An 18,100-nucleotide genomic window follows, 5' to 3' on the forward strand; every position below is an offset into this window, starting at 1 on the left:
TGTTCCGCAGGTTCCTGAAAGCATCGTGTCGCAGGGCGCTCCTGCAGGATGCAAGTGGTTGCACGCGCAACTTTTGCGGGACTTGCCAAGGTCCGGGTGAAGCGGTTACGGTCGCCTCATGCCCTGTCGCGCCGCCATCAATTACAACCGCAACAACCTGCGCCCGAACAACGGGGCGCGGGCGATGCGGCTCTGCGACTAGGCAAAGAAAGACCTGCCGGATTCCAGAAACCCGCATCGCAAGATGCGGGTTTCTTCGTTTCAGGCCTCCGATTCCGAACCCCACCCAGGAGCTTCCACCCATGTGTTCCATCTTCGGCATCTTCGGGCTGCAGCCCGGCGACGACATCGCCGCGCTGCGACGGCAGTCCCTCGAGCTTTCCCAGAAGCAGCGCCACCGTGGGCCGGACTGGAGTGGCGTCTACCACGACGACGGCGCGATTCTGGTGCACGAGCGTCTGGCCATCGTCGATCCGGCCGGCGGATCGCAACCGCTGCGCTCGGCCGATGGCGCGCTGGTGCTGGCGGTCAATGGCGAGATCTACAACCACCGGGAGTTGAAGGGCGAACTAGCGCAGGACTACGCCTTCCAGACCGGTTCGGACTGCGAGGTCATCAACGCGCTGTATCGCGAAGATACGCCGGCCTCCTTCCTCAACCGCCTCAACGGTATCTTCGCGTTCGCCCTGTGGGACCGTGCGACCGGACGTGCGTTGATCGCACGCGACCCGATCGGCGTCTGCCCGCTGTACTGGGGCCATGATCGTGAAGGTCGCCTGTGCGTGGCCTCGGAGATGAAGGCGCTGGCGCCGATCTGCGCGGACGTGGCGCAGTTTCCGCCCGGTCATTACTACGACACCGCCACCCGGGAACTGGTGAAGTACTACGGGAAGCCCTGGCGCGATTACGCCGCCGTCGAAGGCGTACAGGTGCCCAGGGAAGAACTGCGGGAAGCCTTCGAGCGTGCCGTGCACCGGCAGTTGATGACCGACGTGCCGTACGGTGTATTGCTCTCCGGCGGACTGGATTCGTCGCTGGTCGCGGCGGTCGCCGCGCGCTACGCACGCCATCGCATCGAGGACAACGACACGACGGAAGCGTGGTGGCCGCGCCTGCATTCCTTCGCCATCGGCCTGGACGGGTCGCCCGACCTGGCCGCGGCTGAAGTGGCGGCGAAGGCGCTGGGCACCGTGCACCACGGTTTCACCTACACGTTCCAGGAGGGACTGGATGCGATCCCCGAGGTGATCCGCCATATCGAAACCTACGACGTCACCACCATCCGTGCGTCCACGCCGATGTACCTGCTGGCGCGGCGGATCAAGGCGATGGGGGTCAAGATGGTGCTGTCGGGCGAGGGCAGCGACGAGATCTTCGGTGGCTACCTGTATTTCCACAAGGCGCCGAATGCGCGGGAATTCCATGAAGAGTTGGTGCGCAAGCTGGACGCGCTGCACAACTACGACTGCCTGCGCGCCAACAAGTCGATGATGGCGTGGGGCGTGGAGCCGCGCGTGCCGTTCCTGGACGTCGAGTTCCTCGACGTGGCGATGAAGATGGACGCTGCGCACAAGATGATCGACAAGACGAGCCAGGGCGCGAAGCGCATGGAGAAGGGCGTGCTGCGCGAGGCGTTCGATGGCTACCTGCCGGAATCGATCCTGTGGCGGCAGAAGGAGCAGTTCAGCGATGGCGTCGGTTATGGCTGGATCGACGGGTTGAAGGCGCACGCCGAAGCGCAGGTCAGCGATCGCGAACTGGCAGCGGCCGACAAGCGCTTCCCGGTGAACCCGCCGCAGACCAAGGAAGCCTATTTCTACCGCACGCTGTTCGAGCAGCACTATCCGGGCCAGGCCTGCGCCGAAACGGTGCCGGGCGGCAAGTCGATCGCGTGTTCGTCGCCGGCCGCCATCGCCTGGGACGCCAGCTTCGCGCAGATGGCCGATCCGTCCGGTCGTGCCGTCGCCGGCGTGCATGCATCCGCGCTGCAGGCGACGACGACATGACACCGTCCGCCAGCAGGGGCTGGCGGTGCCGGATCACTACCTGGTCTGAGCGTTGGCGGGCCGCAGCGTGAGCGTGTGGGTCGCTTCGCCCGGCAGGAAGGGTGTCGGCCTGCCGTGCACCCAATCGTCATGGCCCGCGCCCCAGAACGGCGACATCGGGTGGCCACTCTGGCCGCCGGGCATGTGGATGATGCCGTCCGCCTCATGGCCGGGCGAGACCACCATGCGTTCCGACGCGCCGAACGCGGGACCCTGCACGCGCGGCATGGCGCCGTCGCCCGCCAGCGGTTCACCCAGCATGCAAAGTTTCGCCTTGAGGAAGCCGGGCAGCGCGTTGGCCAGCGGGTGGCAGATCTTCGCGGTGTTGCGCTCGCCCCAGCGGCGTTCTGCCAGCGGTCCCTGCTCGGCCAGGTCGTCGCGGACTTCCTTCGCGGCGTCTTCCAGCAATGCATCCCACGTTGCGTAGCGGCGCGACAGCAGGTGCAGGGGGCGCTGCTGCAAAAGCGGCCACACCACGCCCTCCAGCTGCGGCAGGTCGGGCATGATGAAGTCGTCGCCCAGCGTGGCCTGCGCAGGCGCGGTCAGGCCGTCGGCGATGCGTGCGTGCACCGCCAGTCGCCAGGCGCGGACCACGCGGTAGCTGACCGAATCGGTGCTGGCGCGTCCTTCCCAAGTCTTGCCTGCCTCGGCGAGCGCCTTGATGGACGAACTGGCCGGCAACCGCTTCGCTTCGTCCTGCAGCAGCCGCCACCAGCGTTCGAGGAACACAGCACGGTCGTCCAGCTGGATCGACAGAAGGTCGCGTTCGGTGAAGCGTTCCTTCGCCATCAGGCCGTCACGGATCTGCTTTGCGCGCGCACCCAGCGCATAGCCGCCATCACCGACGCGGGCGAGCGGCTCGCCGTCCAGCACGCGCGCATTCGCCGTCCACAGGCGATGGTTGGCGGGGGCGGTCAGTACGGGAGTGAGCTGGCGCGAGATCGCCCATGGCGTGCACGTCGGTGCACCCGATGTGGTCCTGTCGCCTGTCATCGGGCCGCCTGCTTCCAGGGGCGACGGGCAGGCGCCGGCGCGCGACGGCAGCGGACCCAGGATGCGCCACGCGATGCGGCCATTGTGGTCGGCGATCACCAGGTTCTGTGCCGGCGTGGCGGTCCGTTGCGCGACCGACAAGGCCGCTGACAGGTCGCCCGCGCGTGCGAAATCGGCGAGGCCGAAATTCAGTGCGCCCGGCTGGTGCGCCACCCAGCGCAGCGCCAGCGCAGGCTGCCTGTCCCGCGCCGGATGGAGGAGCGGACCGTAGCGCGTGTCCTGCACGTCGAGCGTGACCGGGTCGGCGCCGGCCACACGGATCGTTTCGGCGTGGTGCTCGACGGCATCGCAGGTGCCGGGTGCGGCATCCTTCCCGCAGGGCGTCACCGGGTACCAGTCGGCGGTATCCGCGTAGCTGTTGGTGAAGCCCCACGCCACATTGCCGTTGCTGCCCACGATGATCGCCGGCAGGCCGGGCAGGCTGAAGCCGGACACGTCCACGCGGCCGCCCGGGGCGCGCGGGTCCGGATAGCGCAGGCGCACGCGGAACCAGAGGTTCGGCGCGCGCAGGCCGAGGTGCATGTCGTCGGCGACGATGGCGCGGCCATCGGCCGTCAGCGCGCCGGCCACCGCCCAGTTGTTGCTGCCGGGCGTGCCCTTGTCGGCCAGCCGCCGGTGCGCTTCCGTCGTCGGCATCGGCAGCGTACGCAGGTCGACCTCGTCTGCCGCCGGCAGCGCCGCGTTGCCGCGCGGCTGTCCGTACAGCGGCGCGTCCCATTCCGTGCCGTCGTGCGCGAGCAGCCCGAAGAGCCCCGGAGGCACCTGCTGGCGAAGCTGCCAGAGAGCCAGTTCACGCAGGTTCTCCGAGTCCTGCAGGTCGAAGTACATCGCATACCCGGCCAGCGCAGAGTCTGCCACCTCCCATGGGCGCGGTGCCTGCCGCAGCAGCAGATAGGGCCAGGGACGCGCGCGCAGATCGCCCAGCCCGGCGTTGACGCCGCGCGCATACGCTTCGAGCTGCGGCAGGCGGTCGCCGGCGAAATCGTCCAGGTGTTCGGTCACGCGTGCGCGCATGCGATGCATGCGTCGTTCCTTGTCCATCGGCAGGGCGATCGCGCCGAACAGCTCCGACAGCTCACCTGCGGAGCTGCGCCGCATGAGGTCCATTTCGAAGTAGCGTTCCTGCGCGTGCACGTAGCCGAGTGCGCGCACCGCATCGGTTTCGCTGGCGGCCTCGATGGTGACCACGCCCAGTGCATCGCGCTGGATCGCCACCGGCGCGGACAGGTCGGCCAGCGGCTGCTCGCCATCGAGATGCGCCAGGCTTCCCCGAAGCGACCACCATGCCGCCAGCACCGCCAGAACCACCAGGGCCAACAACAGCAGCGCGATGCGCCGGGTCCACTTCAGCATTGCGGGATCCTTGCGGAGATTGCGTGGCGGGGTGGCCGGATTATTCCATGGAAGCCGATGCCACCAACGCCGCGCTGCAGCGCCCAACGAGACTGATTCCGATTCGGTCATCGCCCCGAGGGATGGGGCATGATGCGCGCCTTGCCCCAGGAGCCGCTCCCATGAAAGGCCATCCCGATGTCGTCGACTACCTGAAGTTCCTGCTGCGCGGGGAACTGGCCGCGCGCGACCAGTACTTCATCCATTCGCGCCGGTACGAAGACCAAGGCCTGAAGGCGCTGTTCCACCGCATCGACCACGAGATGCACGAGGAAACCCAGCATGCCGACGCGCTGCTGCGCCGCATCCTGTTCCTGGAGGGCGATCCGGACATGCGGCCGGAAGCCTTCACCGCCGGCAGGACGGTCGAGGAGATGCTGCAGCGCGACCTGGAGGTCGAATACGCGGTGCGGGCCAACCTGGCCAAGGGCGTCGGGATCTGCGAGCAGCATGGGGACTACGTGAGCCGCGACATCCTGCTGGCGCAGTTGAAGGACACCGAGGAAGACCACGCGCACTGGCTGGAGCAGCAGCTGGGCCTGATCGAGCGCCTCGGTATCGCGCTGTACCTGACGTCGAAGCTCGACGGCGAGTCCGCCGCAGAGTGATCAGCCGCGACGGAGGCGGTATACCGCCGTCTCCAGCGCGCTCAGCCCCTCTTCGCGAAAACGCGGCTCCTGGTCCAGGATGTCGCGCCGCTCCGCCAGCGTGTGCCGCCAAGGCGCCGAGAACAGCGCTTCGACCTCGGCCTGTGCCACCGAGAACGGTGGCCCGGCCTTCTCCTCCTGCGGATACTCGAGCGTGATCAGCAATCCCTGGCAGCCGGTCGGCAGCGCGGCATACACGGTGTCGCGATAGCGCAGGCGCATGTCGGGCGGCAGGGCGATCAGTGCGGCGCGGTCGTAGACGCCGGCGACGTCCGCCAGCAGCGCCGGTGCAAGGCCGAAGGCATCGCCGACGATGATCTCGATGGGACCGGCGCTGACGTGTTCGCCGTAGCGGCTGGTCGTCCGCACGGGATCCAGCCCGGCTTCCTCGAAGAACTGCGTTACCGCCAGCGGCGACAGTTCCACGCCCAGCACGCGGTACCCCTGCGCCGCCAGCCAGTGCATGTCCAGCGACTTGCCGCACAGCGGCACGAGCACGCGCGAGCCCTGCGGCAGCTGCAACGATGGCCAGTGCTTCTGCAGCAGCGGCATCACGTCGTGGCGATGGAAGCCGATCTGGCCTTCCTGCCACCGCTGCAGCCAGAAGTCGGTGTCCATGGTCTTATTCCCTCGCGTGTCTTGGGCGGTGAGTATGACGTGCAGTAGAGCGAGGCGCGTTTAGATGCCTGGGCGTGGACGTCGATGATGCGTGCCCGGTAGCGCTGTCCCGCGATTCGGAATGACGTCAATTCGTGGTGAGCGACGAGCAAATAGCGCCCAACGTCTCGAGGGCGGAAGAAGCTGGAATGTCCTTACGCGCGGCAACCACCGCCACTACCAGGATGCGCCTGCCCGCATTGGCCGTCAGATAGTACGTAGTCCTGCCTGCGAACTCGGATGCCCACTCCTGATGCCGCAAGGCCATGTGCGAACATGACGAAGCGCTGGCCACCTCGGCCCCCAGCGACTCCAGGTATCTTTTCTCGACCGAAGCGTGTGCATCCAAGCCAGGTGGACTCCCAGGCTCCTCGGAAGGCACCAGCAATACCTGGATCAGGACGCCGTCAATCTCTGCGAACGCCCTGTCGCCGTCCTTGATCGTGCGTACATGCTTACCCGGGACAGTGAAGGAGAATGGCTCCCCGTCCTCGGCGCCGGTGAACAGGAAGCCGTCTTGGGTCCTGTCCATTTTCAGCCAGGCGGCTGAAGCTGGCGACGCTGCCAGAAGCAACGCAAGCAGCCAGAGATGACGCATACCTGTTCCTCCTGGTGGCCATCCTTCCGCGTTACATGAAGCACCGCTGCTGCGATGTCAAAGTCGCGGCGGCGCGCCCGTTCGACGAACTATTGGACTTCCAGTCCATCCACCTTCTGCCACCCCCGCGGCAACAAGCCACCCCGCGTGGCACGCGCGCCGACGTATGCGTCCAGATCCTTGAACGACAGGCTCATCGTGCGCTGTCCGCTCTTGATCGACAACGTGGTGCCCGGCGATACGGCGGCGATGGCGACGACATGCTCGGTGCCCAGTTTGGCCTTGGGGATCTCGATGATCTTGTTGCCTTTGCCCTTGTCCAGTTCCGGCAGTTCGCTGACCGGGAAGGCAAGCAAATGCCCCGCGCTGGTCACCGCGACGATGCGGTCGGCCGCGGGGTTGGGGACGTGGGCCGGTTGCAGCACGTTCGCGCCGGCGGTCAGGTTGAGCATGGCCTTGCCGGCTTTCTGGCGGCCCGTGAGGTTTTCGAAACGGGTGACGAAGCCATAGCCATGCGACGACGCCAGCACGAACCGGTTGTCGTTGTCGCCGCTGGCAAGCGCCTGGAACGACGCGCCGGCCGCCGGCGAGAAGCGCCCGGTCAGGGGCTCGCCGTTGCCGCGCGCGGACGGCAGCGTGTGCACGGCGGTGGAATAGCTGCGGCCTTCCGAATCGAGGAACGCCACCTGCTGCGTGCTGCGCGAGCGCACCGCACCCAGCAGTCCGTCGCCGTCGCGATACGACAACGTTGAGGCATCCACGTCATGGCCCTTGGCGGCGCGGATCCAGCCCTTCTCCGACAAGACCACCGTCATCGGCTCGCTGGCGACCAGTTCGGTTTCGTCCAGTGCCTGGGCGGCATCACGCTGCACGAGCGGCGACAGGCGCGCATCGCCGAACTTCTTCACGTCGGCGGTCAGTTCGTCCTTGATCAGCTTCTTCAGCTTGCTCTTCGACTCCAGGATGCCGGCGATCTTCTCGCGCTCGGCCAGCAGTTCGTCCTGCTCGCCGCGGATCTTCATCTCCTCAAGACGGGCGAGTTGCTTGAGCTTGGTGTCGAGGATGTAGTCTGCCTGTTCCTCGCTCAGCTTGAAGCGCGCGATCAGCGCGGCCTTGGGCTCGTCCTCGGTGCGGATGATTCGGATGACTTCATCCAGGTTGAGGAACGCGACCAGCAAGCCTTCCAGCAGGTGCAGGCGACGCTCGACCTTCTCCAGCCGGTGCTTCAGGCGGCGCGTCACCGTGTCGCCGCGGAACGCCAGCCACTCGGTCAGGAACATCTTCAGGTTCTTGACCTGCGGGCGCCCGTCCAGGCCGATGATGTTGAGGTTGACCCGGTAGCTCTTCTCCAGGTCGGTGGTGGCGAACAGGTGGCCCATCAGCTGTTCCGCGTCCACGCGGTTGGAGCGCGGGATCAACACCACGCGCACCGGGTTCGCGTGATCGGATTCGTCGCGGATGTCTTCCAGCCAGGGCAGCTTCTTCGCCCGCATCTGCGCGGCGATCTGCTCGATCACCTTCGACGGCGACACCTGGTAGGGCAGGGCGTCGATGACGATGTTGGCGTTGTCCTTGCGCCAGGTGGCGCGCGCGCGGACGCTGCCGGTGCCGTTCTCGTACATCGCGCGCAGGTCGGAAGCGGCGGTGATGATCTCCGCCTTCGTCGGGTAGTCGGGGCCACGGACGTGTTCGCACAGGTCGGCGACCGTCGCGTCCGGATCGTCGATCAGGCGGATGCACGCGCTGACGATCTCGTTGAGGTTGTGCGGAGGCACGTCGGTGGCCATGCCGACGGCGATGCCGGTGGTGCCGTTTAGCAGCAGGTGCGGCAGGCGCGCCGGCAGCCAGGTGGGCTCCTCGAGCGTGCCGTCGAAGTTCGGTGTCCAGTCGACCGTGCCCTGGCCGAGTTCGCCCAGCAGTACCTCGGCGATCGGCGTCAGCTTGGATTCGGTGTAGCGCATGGCCGCGAACGACTTTGGGTCGTCCGGCGAGCCGAAGTTGCCCTGGCCTTCGATCAGCGGATACCGGTACGAAAACGGCTGCGCCATCAGCACCAGGGCTTCGTAGCAGGCGCTGTCGCCGTGGGGATGGTACTTGCCGATGACGTCGCCGACCGTGCGCGCGGACTTCTTCGGCTTCGCGCCGGCGTTCAGGCCCAGCTCGCTCATCGAATAGACGATGCGCCGCTGGACCGGCTTCAGGCCGTCGCCGATGAAGGGCAGGGCGCGGTCGAGCACCACGTACATCGAATAGTCGAGGTAGGCGCGCTCGGCGTACTCGCGCAGCGGGATCTGTTCGAAGCCGTGAAAGGTGGGGCGGATCGTTTCGGTCATTGCGGGCGTGCGGTCTGCGGGTCGGAAGCCCAGCCATTCTACCCGTCGCGTCGTCTCAGCCGCCGATACCCGGCAGCAGCGGACCGTCCAGCCACAGCCAGCGCGCCAGCCAGGCCGTGGTGAAGGCGATCGCCAGGGTGAGCGGCACGCCCACGCGGAGGAAATCGCCGAACGTGTAGCGGCCGGGATTGAGGATCAGCAGGTTGCCGTGGTGGCCGATGGGGGTCAGGAACGAGGCCACGGCGCCCATCGCGGTGCAGACCACGAACGGCACCGGATTCAGTCCCAGTCCCGTCGCCAGCGCCAGGGCGATGGGCGCCAGCAGCACCGTGGTGGCGGCGTCGGACAGGATCTGCGTCAGCAGCGCGGCGGTCCCGAACATGACCAGCAACAGCATCAGCGGCGACCAGTGCGCGGTGTGGTTGAGCAGCAGGTCCGCCACCAGCGCGGCCGTGCCGGTCTTCTCCATCGCGATGCCCAGCGGGATCACGCCGCCGATCATCACGAAGATGCGCACATCGATCTCCTGGTAGGCCCGTTCGATATCGACGCAGCGCGTGAGCACCATCGCCACCGCGCCGGCGAGGAACGCGATGTGCGGCGCCAGCGTCTCGGTGGCCGCCGCCGCCACTGCGCCGACCATGATGGCCAGCGCGACGGGGGCCTTGCGGCGCGGCTTTTCCTGGCCGCCGAACGGCATCAGCATCAGGAAGCCGTGGTGGGTCGCCAGCGGCTCCAGGTTCTGCTGCTGGCCCCACAGGACCAGCAGGTCGCCTTCCTGCAGCACCATCTCCGACAGTTCGCCGTGCAGCCAGCCCTCGCGCCGCCACAGGCCCACGACCACGACGCCGAGGTTGCGCAGGAAGTCGATGTCCGCAACGCTTCGGCCGACGAACTCCGAATGCGGCGCCACCACCGCCTGCACCAGCTGCTCTTCGCCGAGCGCCTCGGATTTCGGCTGCTCGCCCGGCTTTTCGCCGTACTTCGCCACGGCATGCAGGGCAAGGCCCGGCTCGTCGCGGATGGAGGCGATCTCGTCCGGTGATGCCCGCACCAGCAGCACATCGCCCGCGGCCAGCAGGCTGTCGCTGCGCTGGACGCGGCGGCGCATGCCGTGCCGCAGCCAGTCCACCACCTGCAGGCGGTCATCGAAGGCTTTCGCGAAATCGCCGCGCGACTTGCCGATCCAAGGCGAATCCTCTTCCACCAGCAGTTCGGTGTAGTAGCGGTCCAGCTTCAGGTAATCGCCCTGCGGCGTTTCGCCTTCGCGCTTGGGTACCAGCCACCGGGCCAGCAACATGTAGACCGTGCCCAGCACCACCAGTGCCGCGCCGATCGGCGTGATGGCGAAGATGTCCAGGGCCGGCAGATCCGCGCGCTTGATCAGGTCGTTCGACAGCAGGAAGGCCGGCGCGCTGAACAAGGTCAGCGTGGTGCCCAGCGAGGCGGCCAGCGACATGGGCATCAGCAGCCGGGAAGCGGCCAGCTTCTGCTCGCGGGCGATGCGCATCAGGATCGGCAGCATCATCGCGGTGACCATCACGTGGTGCGAGAACGCCGCCAGCGCCGCCGTCGCGGGCATGACCACGGCGATGGTGCGCCACTCGCTGCCGCCGGCCGCCTTGCCGATGCCGGCGCCGATGCGGTCGGTGATGCCGGTGGCCGAGAGACCGGCGGACAGCACGAACACCGCCGCGACGATGATCGCGGGCTCGCTGGCGAATCCGGACAATGCTTCCTTCGGTCCCAGGATGCCGGTCAGCGTGAGCGCCAGCAGGGCCAGCAACGCCACCAGGTCGACGCGCAGTTTTTCGCTGATGAACAGACCCAGGGTGATCGCCAGGATGGCGAGGAACAGGATCTGTTGGACTTCCATGCGCTTCCCCGTGCGTTGCGTCGTCGTGCGTGCCGACAGCCTACTGCGGATCGGCGTGAGGACGCGTGAGGCGGCATGCCGCAGGCACGCGCCCATTCCGGAAACGAAAAACCCCCGCTTTCGCGAGGGTTTTCGTTGTGCGTGGTGCCCAGGAGAGGACTCGAACCTCCACGGTTTTACCCGCTAGTACCTGAAACTAGTGCGTCTACCAATTCCGCCACCTGGGCAGGTAAGCGAGGCGCGCATTTTGAGGACCGGGCAGGGGAATGTCAACGGTTCCTTCGCGTGGCGGTATTCAGGCGAGGTGTACCATCGCCCCATGACCAAGAAAACACAGCGAAGTGGCGGCAAGACGCCCGCCGGGAAGGGAAGCAAGCAGGGCGGAGCGTCCGCCTCCCGTGGCACGGGCCAGGCCGGCAAGCCCGCCAGATCCGGTACTCCGGCAAAGAAGAGCCTGCCCCCCTGGATGCCCGAGGCGGCGCGTTCGCCTTCGCGTGCAGCGGGTGGCACGTCCCCGTCGCGACGCCCCTCCGGTGGGCACGCGCCGCGGACGGGCGGGCGTTTCGTCGACCCGCACGCGCAGCGCGAGGCGCAGCGTTACGAACAGCCCATCGCCAGCCGCGAGGCCATCCTCGGGTTCCTGGAAGCGGCCGAAGGGCCGCAGACGGCAGAGGAAATCGCCGGTCCGCTGGGACTGGATGCACCCGAACGGTTCGATGCGTTGTCCAAGCGCCTGGGTGCGATGGTCCGCGACGGCCAGCTGGTGCAGAACCGGCGCGGCGGCTTCGCGCCCGTGCAGCAGACTGACCTGATCTCCGGCACCGTGATCGCCAACCCGGACGGCTTCGGTTTCCTCCGTCCCGACACGGGCGGCGGCGACGATCTGTTCCTGCCCCCTTACGAAATGCGCAAGGTCATGCATGGCGACCGCGCGCTGGCCAACGTCACCGGCATCGATCGCCGCGGCCGCCGCGAAGGCAGCATCGCGCGCGTGCTGGAACGCGGCGTCACCCGCCTGATCGGCCGCTTCGGTTTCGAAGTCGGCATCGCCTACGTGGCGCCGGACGACAAGCGCATCCAGCGCAACGTGCAGATTCCGCAGGATGCCACCGGGGGTGCGCGGGATGGCCAGCTGGTCGTGGTCGAACTGACGCAGGCACCGGACGCGCGGCGCCCGCCGATCGGCAAGGTGATCGCCGTGCTGGGCGACAGCCTGACGCCATCGCTCGTGGTCGAGGCCGCCATCCACGGACACAACCTGCCGCACGAGTTTCCGCAGGAAGTGCTGGACGAAGCCACCGCGGTGCCGCTGGTGGTCGAGCCGGCGATGATCGGCGACCGCGTCGACCTGCGGTCCACGCCGTTGGTGACGATCGACGGCGAAGACGCGAAGGATTTCGACGATGCCGTCTACTGCGAGCCCACGCGCGACGGCTTCCGCCTGATCGTCGCCATCGCGGACGTGTCGCACTACGTGCGTCCCGGCACGCCACTGGACGACGAAGCGCAGAAGCGCGCCACGTCCGTGTATTTCCCGGGCTATGTCGTGCCGATGCTGCCGGAGACGCTGTCCAATGGCATCTGTTCGCTGAACCCGAAGGTCGACCGCATGACCTTCGTCTGCGACATGCACGTCAATCGCGACGGTGAAGTGACGCAGTCGAAGTTCTACGAAGCGGTGATGAACTCGCATGCGCGCCTGACCTACACGCAGGTATGGAAGGCCGTCGGCGAGAACGACGAGGAGACCCGCGCGCAGATCGCGCCGGTGCTGCCGCACGTCGAACGCCTGTACCAGTTGTACCAGGTGCTGGCGAAGGCGCGGACGCAGCGCGGTGCCATCGAATTCGAAAGTTCGGAAGTCCGCTTCGTGCTCGACAACCGCGGCGAAGTCACCCAGGCCGGCATGCTGGTGCGCAACGACGCACACAAGCTGATCGAGGAATGCATGATCGCGGCCAACGTGGAAGCGGCGAAGTTCCTGCTCGCGGCGCACATCCCGGCCCCGTACCGCATCCACGACAAGCCTCCGGAAACCAAATACATGGACCTGCTTGAATTCCTGAAGGAGTTCAAGCTGTCGATGCCGTCGTGGGGCAAGGTGCAGCCGAAGGATTTCACCAACCTGCTGAAGAAGGTGCGCGAGCGTCCCGACGCCCCGTTGCTGGAATCGGTCCTGCTGCGCAGCCAGAGCCTGGCGGTGTATGCGCCCGAGAACATCGGTCATTTCGGTCTGGCGTTGAGCGCTTACGCGCATTTCACCTCGCCGATCCGCCGTTATCCAGACCTGCTGGTGCACCGCGCGATCAAGCACGGGCTGACCAAGAAGAAGCCCGACGCCTTTCTTTACTCGTCACGCGACATGGCCGCGCTGGCGCTGCAGTGTTCCGAGCGCGAACGCCGTGCCGACGAAGCCGAGCGCGAGGTCGACGAGCGTTTCCGCGCCGCGTGGATGGAAAAGCACGTCGGCGGCCAGTTCGACGGCGTCATCAGCGGCGTCACCAGCTTCGGCCTGTTCGTGGAGCTGGACCAATCCAAGGTCAATGGCCTAGTCCATGTCACCCAGTTGCCGCAGGACTACTACCACTTCGATCCGCTGCGCAAGACATTGTCGGGAGAGCGTCGCGGCATGTCGTTCCGTCTCGGCGATCGCGTGCGCATCATCGTGCTGAAAGCCAGTCTGGAAGAGCGCAAGATCGACTTCCGCCTAGTCGAGGACAAGACCAGGGACAGCGGCCTGCCGCCGCCCCCGCCGCGCGGACAACCGGCCAAGCGTACGAAGAAAAAGTATTGATTCAGGTCCGTCGTCCCGGCGAAAGCCGGGACCCAGGGTCTTTTGCTGGCGACGCTGCGAAGTTCACGCAGACGACGGTCGCGACGGAACCAAAGTCGCTGGGTCCCGGCTTTCGCCGGGATGACGGCGTCGGTTCTCGTTTCCCCTGCTTGATGAGGAGCCGCTTTGTCCACCCAGACCCACACCGGCGGCTGCCAATGCGGCGCGGTCCGCTTCCGCGTCACCGGCGACCTGAAGGACGCCTCCATCTGCCATTGCCGGATGTGCCAGAAAGCCTTCGGTGCGTACTACGCGCCATTGGTGTCCACGCGCGGCGCGGTGCTCGCGTGGACGCGCGGTGAACCGAAGCGCTTCCAGTCCTCGAACGTGGTGCGGCGAGGCTTCTGTGCCGAGTGCGGCACGCCGCTGACCTATGAAGCACCGGATGGGGTGGCTCTCGCAGCCGGTGCGTTCGATGATCCGTCCGGGCTGGCGCCCTGGGTGCAGTACGGCGTGGAGGGCAAGCTACCCTATGTGGATGCCCTGTCCGCACTGCCGCAGCGGCGCACCGAGGAGGATGAGGCGGCTGCGGCGTTCTTGGCAGGGGTGGTCTCGTTCCAGCATCCGGACCACGACACGGCGGCCTGGCCGCCACGCTGAGCGGGCGGTCGGTGCGATAATGCCGCCCTTTCCAACGCGGCCTTACAGCGCATGAGCAAGCAGAATTCGTGGATCGTCGGCGTCAATGCGGTCGCCTCGGCGGTCGAGAACGACGCCGACAACGTGCGCGAGATCCTGGTCGAAGGCGGCAGCAAGAACGCGCGCCTCACCGAGATCGAGGAGAACGCGCGCCGCAAGGGCATCGACGTGCGCCGCGTCACCGGGCAGGCGCTGGATGGCGTGGCCGGTTCGCTGCGCCACCAGGGCGTCGCCGCACGCTATGCCGCTGCGCCCACCTGGGACGAGAACGAACTGCAGGGGTTGGTGGAGGGCGCCGAAGGCAAGGCCCTGCTGTTGGTGCTGGACGGTGTGCAGGATCCGCACAACCTCGGCGCGTGCCTGCGCAGCGCCGCGGCGGCCGGCGTGACCGCGGTGATCATCCCCAAGGACAAGTCGGTCGGCGTCAATGCCACCGTGCGCAAGACCTCGGCGGGTGCGGCGGACCGGATTCCGGTCGTGCAGGTCACCAACCTGTCCCGCTGCCTGCGCGACCTGCAACAGCTCGGCGTATGGATCTACGGCCTGGCCGGCGAGGCTACGGCGTCGCTGTACGCCACCGACCTGCGCGGCAACGTCGCGCTGGCGCTCGGGGGCGAAGCCGACGGCCTGCGCCGCTTGACGCGCGAACACTGCGACGGGCTGGTGAAGATCCCCATGCCGGGCGACATCGAAAGCCTCAACGTGTCGGTCGCCGCCGGCATCACGCTGTTCGAGGCGGTCCGCCAGCGCCAGTAAAGGAGTCCACGTGTCCCGCATGCCGCATCCTCCGTTTCCGCGACTGGTGGCGCTGCTGCTGGGGCTGTCCTCGTTCGCAGCCTTCGCGCAGGACGCGCCGCGCGCTCACGCGCGAGACCTGGGCGTGGCGCCAGGCATCTTCGCGCCGGGGACGTACAACGCCATTACCGATGTCGCCGGTGTGCGGGTCGGCCAGGTGACGTTGAAGGAGGGCGACAAGGTACGCACGGGCGTCACCGCCATCCTGCCGCACCCCGGCAACGTGTACCGCTCGCGCGTGCCGGCTGCCGTGCACGTCGGCAACGGCTTCGGCAAGCTCATCGGCAGTACCCAGGTCAACGAACTGGGCGAGCTCGAAACCCCCATCCTGCTGACCTGCACCCTGTGCGTATGGAAGGCCGCCGATGCGATGGCGGACTGGATGCTGGCCCGGCCCGACATGCAGCAGGTGGGCTCGCTCAATGTCGTGGTCGGCGAAACCAACGACGGAGGCCTCAACGACATCCGCGCGCGTCCGGTCACGGCCGACGCCGTGCGCCGCGCGCTGGATGACGCCACGAGCGGTGCCGTGCAGGAAGGCAGCGTCGGTGCCGGCACCGGTACGGTGGCGTTCGGCTGGAAGGGCGGCATCGGCACGTCATCGCGCAAGCTGCCTGCGTCGCTGGGCGGCTGGACGGTCGGGGTGCTGGTGCAGAGCAACTTCGGTGGCGTGCTGCAGGTGTCGGGGGCGCCGGTCGGCCGCGAACTGGATCGCTACGCCTTCCAGAAGGCGGTCGCGATGCAGGGCGATGGTCGTCGTGGTCCGGCGGATGATCGTGGCGACGGTTCGATCATCATCGTCATCGCCACCGATGCCCCGCTGGCCGACCGCAACCTGCGCCGCGTCGCGTCGCGCGCGATGATGGGCCTGGGTCGCACGGGCAGCTCCGCATCCAACGGCAGCGGCGACTACGTCCTCGCGTTCTCCACCGCGGAGTCGGTGCGGCGCGCCTTCGATGCGCCCCGGCTGGACACCTCGGAGCTGGCGAACGAGCAGATGAGTGCCGTCTTCCAGGCCAGCGTCGAGGCGGTCGAGGAAGCGATCTACAATTCGCTCTTCATGGCCACCACGGTCAGCGGCAATGGCGAGACCGTCGAGGCCATCCCGCTCGACCGGGTGCGAGAGATCCTCCGGCGGCACGGCATCACCGCACCCAAGAAGTGATGTTCCTCGGTTTCAGTGCACGACGTTGCGGATGAAGCGCAGCGGCGTGTCGCCATCGTTGCGGTAGGCGTAGTCGCGATCGCTCGGGAATACGAAGAAGTCGCCTGCCGCGACGATGTGGTCGCCGTCCGGGAGTTCGACGACCAGATGGCCTTCGATGACGAAGAACATCTCGTGCCAGCCGGCCGGATCGGCCGCCGACACGTAGCGGTCGCCGGGCATCAGTGTCCACGCCCACAGTTCGACATCGTGTGAGGCGGGTGCGGTGGCCAGCAGCACGCCCTGCGAGCCCGGCGTGCGGCCGCTCCAGGCCAAGGCTTCGATACGGTCCAGACCCGGGGCACTCGGCGGCTTCACCAGGTCCGCGAAGGTCACTTTCAGGGTTTCGGCAATGCGGTCGAGGGTGTTGAGGCTGACATTCGCATCGCCGGATTCGATGCCCACCAGCATGCGGCGGGAGACGTCCGCCGCCACCGACAGGGCCTGCTGGCTGAGACCTGCGTCCGTACGCAGGCGGCGGATGTTCTCGGCGACGTGTTCAAGCACACTCATGGGCGGGGTTGCGCACTATATTGCGCATCCGGTAAGCTTCGGTATGCGCAATATAGTGCGCATTCCTTCCCTTCTTCAAGCGCGGCGCTTCTGGCGCGCGCAGGTCATGCCGTCATGTCGTCCCCGAATTCCCGCGCCTGCCTGCATTGGCAGCCGATCGCACTGCTGCTCATCGCCATGCTGTCCATCCAGGCCGGCGCGTCGATGGCGAAGAGTCTGTTTCCTGCCGTGGGGGCGACCGGCGCCACGGCGCTGCGGCTGGCGTTGGCGACGGTAATGCTGGTCGCGGTGTTCCGGCCGTGGCGCGCGCGGGTCACCCGCGCGCAGTGGCCGCTGCTGGTGCTCTACGGCGCGTCGCTGGGACTGATGAACCTGCTGTTCTATAAGTCGCTGGAAACGGTGCCGCTGGGAATCGCGGTCGCACTCGAATTCACGGGTCCGTTGGCCGTGGCGCTGTTCGGCTCGCGCCATCTGCGCGACGTCGTGTGGGTCGTGCTGGCCGTCGCCGGGCTGGTGCTGCTGGTGCCGGAGCAGGGTGCCGAGGCGCTAGATCCCGTGGGTGCGGTCTACGCGCTGGGTGCAGGCGCCTGCTGGGCGATGTACATCGTGTTCGGCCAACGGGCAGGCAATGCGCACGGGCCGCAGACGGTCGCCATCGGCAGCTGCATCGCGGCGGCGGTGGCGGTGCCGTTCGGCGTCGCGCATGCCGGTGCTGCGCTGCTGGCGCCAGCGCTGCTGCCCATCGCCCTGGCGGTCGCGCTGCTGTCCACGGCGATCCCCTACAGCCTGGAAATGGTGGCGCTGACGAAGATGCCCACGCGCACCTTCGGCATGCTGATGAGCCTGGAACCGGCCATCGCCGCCCTGTGCGGCCTGCTGTTCCTGCACGAGCGCCTGTCGCTGCTGCAGTGGCTGGCGATCGCGGCGATCATCGTCGCGTCCGCCGGCGCGGCGATGACCTCGCGTCCGCCGGTGCAGACCGCGGCCAACGGTGAAGCGTAGTCAGGCGAGCGAGGCCTGGTAGACCGCCAGGTCGCTGCCGGAGAAACAGCAGAAGATCACCTCGGGCGGCGTGGGCGATGCAGACAATGCGGCACGGACAGTGTCGACCGCGACGCGTGCGGCGGATTCCGCGGGATAGCCGAAAATACCGGTACTGATGCAGGGAAAAGCGACGCTGCGCAGGCCGTGCCTTTCCGCCAGCGCCAGGCTGTTGCGGTAGCACGCAGCGAGCAGGGCGGGCTCGCCGTGTCCACCGCCACGCCAGACCGGACCGACGGTATGGATCACATGGCGTGCCCGCAGGCGATACCCCTGCGTGATCTTCGCTTCGCCAGTGGCGCAGCCGCCGAGCAGTCGGCATTCGTGCACCAGCTCCGGACCCGCCGCGCGATGGATCGCGCCATCCACGCCACCGCCGCCGAGCAGCGAACTGTTCGCCGCATTGACGATGGCGTCGACCTGTAGCGCAGTGATGTCGGCCTGGATCGCAGTCAACCGCATGACGCCGTCCTG

General features: G+C 67.4%; 14 protein-coding genes and 1 tRNA gene. 7 read left to right on the forward strand and 8 right to left on the reverse strand.

What is annotated here, in order from left to right; genetic code table 11:
- Positions 1–302: 302 nt before the first annotated feature.
- Complete coding sequence (gene asnB / locus Q0907_RS06910) at positions 303–2,006, forward strand: asparagine synthase B (RefSeq protein ID WP_299342820.1); 1,704 nt, start codon at positions 303–305, stop codon at positions 2,004–2,006.
- Positions 2,007–2,042: 36 nt separating this feature from the next.
- Here the strand turns inward: asnB and Q0907_RS06915 are convergent, their stop codons facing one another.
- Entirely contained in the window at positions 2,043–4,451 is a 2,409-nt protein-coding gene (locus tag Q0907_RS06915; RefSeq protein WP_299342822.1) for a penicillin acylase family protein, read from the reverse strand.
- 161 nt (positions 4,452–4,612) lie between these two features.
- On the opposite strand from Q0907_RS06915, the gene bfr reads away from it, so the two are divergent.
- Positions 4,613–5,098 carry a bacterioferritin gene (gene bfr, locus Q0907_RS06920; RefSeq protein WP_296280403.1) on the forward strand — a complete coding sequence of 162 codons (486 nt, stop codon included), beginning with the start codon at positions 4,613–4,615 and terminating at the stop codon, positions 5,096–5,098.
- On the opposite strand, the gene Q0907_RS06925 is transcribed toward bfr, so the two are convergent.
- The 5 genes from Q0907_RS06925 to Q0907_RS06945 all read right to left on the reverse strand — a co-directional run bounded on the left by Q0907_RS06925 (position 5,099) and on the right by Q0907_RS06945 (position 10,828).
- The gene (locus Q0907_RS06925) at positions 5,099–5,755 is read right to left on the reverse strand and encodes a thiopurine S-methyltransferase (protein ID WP_296280406.1); all 657 of its coding nucleotides are present in this window, start codon (positions 5,753–5,755) and stop codon (positions 5,099–5,101) included.
- Between the two features lie 127 nt (positions 5,756–5,882).
- Positions 5,883–6,392 (reverse strand): hypothetical protein, encoded by a 510-nt coding sequence (locus tag Q0907_RS06930; protein ID WP_299342824.1) that lies wholly within the window; start codon positions 6,390–6,392, stop codon positions 5,883–5,885.
- 89 nt (positions 6,393–6,481) lie between these two features.
- Positions 6,482–8,725 carry a DNA topoisomerase IV subunit A gene (gene parC, locus Q0907_RS06935; protein WP_299342825.1) on the reverse strand — a complete coding sequence of 748 codons (2,244 nt, stop codon included), beginning with the start codon at positions 8,723–8,725 and terminating at the stop codon, positions 6,482–6,484.
- 55 nt (positions 8,726–8,780) lie between these two features.
- Positions 8,781–10,601 carry an SLC13 family permease gene (locus Q0907_RS06940; protein ID WP_299342827.1) on the reverse strand — a complete coding sequence of 607 codons (1,821 nt, stop codon included), beginning with the start codon at positions 10,599–10,601 and terminating at the stop codon, positions 8,781–8,783.
- Between the two features lie 142 nt (positions 10,602–10,743).
- Positions 10,744–10,828: transfer RNA gene (locus tag Q0907_RS06945), tRNA-Leu, on the reverse strand.
- A gap of 239 nt (positions 10,829–11,067) precedes the next feature.
- Here Q0907_RS06945 and rnr point away from each other — a divergent pair.
- The 4 genes from rnr to Q0907_RS06965 all read left to right on the forward strand — a co-directional run bounded on the left by rnr (position 11,068) and on the right by Q0907_RS06965 (position 16,033).
- Positions 11,068–13,395 carry a ribonuclease R gene (gene rnr / locus Q0907_RS06950; RefSeq protein ID WP_299343841.1) on the forward strand — a complete coding sequence of 776 codons (2,328 nt, stop codon included), beginning with the start codon at positions 11,068–11,070 and terminating at the stop codon, positions 13,393–13,395.
- Positions 13,396–13,560: 165 nt separating this feature from the next.
- Positions 13,561–14,034 carry a GFA family protein gene (locus Q0907_RS06955; RefSeq protein ID WP_299342829.1) on the forward strand — a complete coding sequence of 158 codons (474 nt, stop codon included), beginning with the start codon at positions 13,561–13,563 and terminating at the stop codon, positions 14,032–14,034.
- Between the two features lie 51 nt (positions 14,035–14,085).
- Positions 14,086–14,829: a 23S rRNA (guanosine(2251)-2'-O)-methyltransferase RlmB gene (rlmB, locus tag Q0907_RS06960; RefSeq protein WP_299342831.1), complete on the forward strand. Its 744-nt coding sequence runs from the start codon at positions 14,086–14,088 to the stop codon at positions 14,827–14,829.
- A gap of 19 nt (positions 14,830–14,848) precedes the next feature.
- Positions 14,849–16,033, forward strand: a complete 1,185-nt coding sequence (locus Q0907_RS06965) for a P1 family peptidase (RefSeq protein WP_299343843.1) — start codon at positions 14,849–14,851, stop codon at positions 16,031–16,033.
- A gap of 12 nt (positions 16,034–16,045) precedes the next feature.
- Here the strand turns inward: Q0907_RS06965 and Q0907_RS06970 are convergent, their stop codons facing one another.
- Positions 16,046–16,585, reverse strand: coding sequence for an XRE family transcriptional regulator (locus Q0907_RS06970; protein WP_299342832.1), 540 nt, complete (start codon positions 16,583–16,585; stop codon positions 16,046–16,048).
- Positions 16,586–16,699: 114 nt separating this feature from the next.
- Here Q0907_RS06970 and rhtA point away from each other — a divergent pair, with 114 nt between their 5' ends.
- Entirely contained in the window at positions 16,700–17,587 is an 888-nt protein-coding gene (rhtA, locus tag Q0907_RS06975) for a threonine/homoserine exporter RhtA (protein ID WP_299342834.1), read from the forward strand.
- Here rhtA and Q0907_RS06980 read toward each other — a convergent pair whose 3' ends face one another.
- Positions 17,588–18,088, reverse strand: a complete 501-nt coding sequence (locus Q0907_RS06980; RefSeq protein WP_299342836.1) for an O-acetyl-ADP-ribose deacetylase — start codon at positions 18,086–18,088, stop codon at positions 17,588–17,590.
- Between the last annotated feature and the right edge of the window lie 12 nt (positions 18,089–18,100).

The sequence above is a fragment of the uncultured Pseudoxanthomonas sp. genome (assembly GCF_947498795.1).
Classification (GTDB): domain Bacteria; phylum Pseudomonadota; class Gammaproteobacteria; order Xanthomonadales; family Xanthomonadaceae; genus Pseudoxanthomonas_A.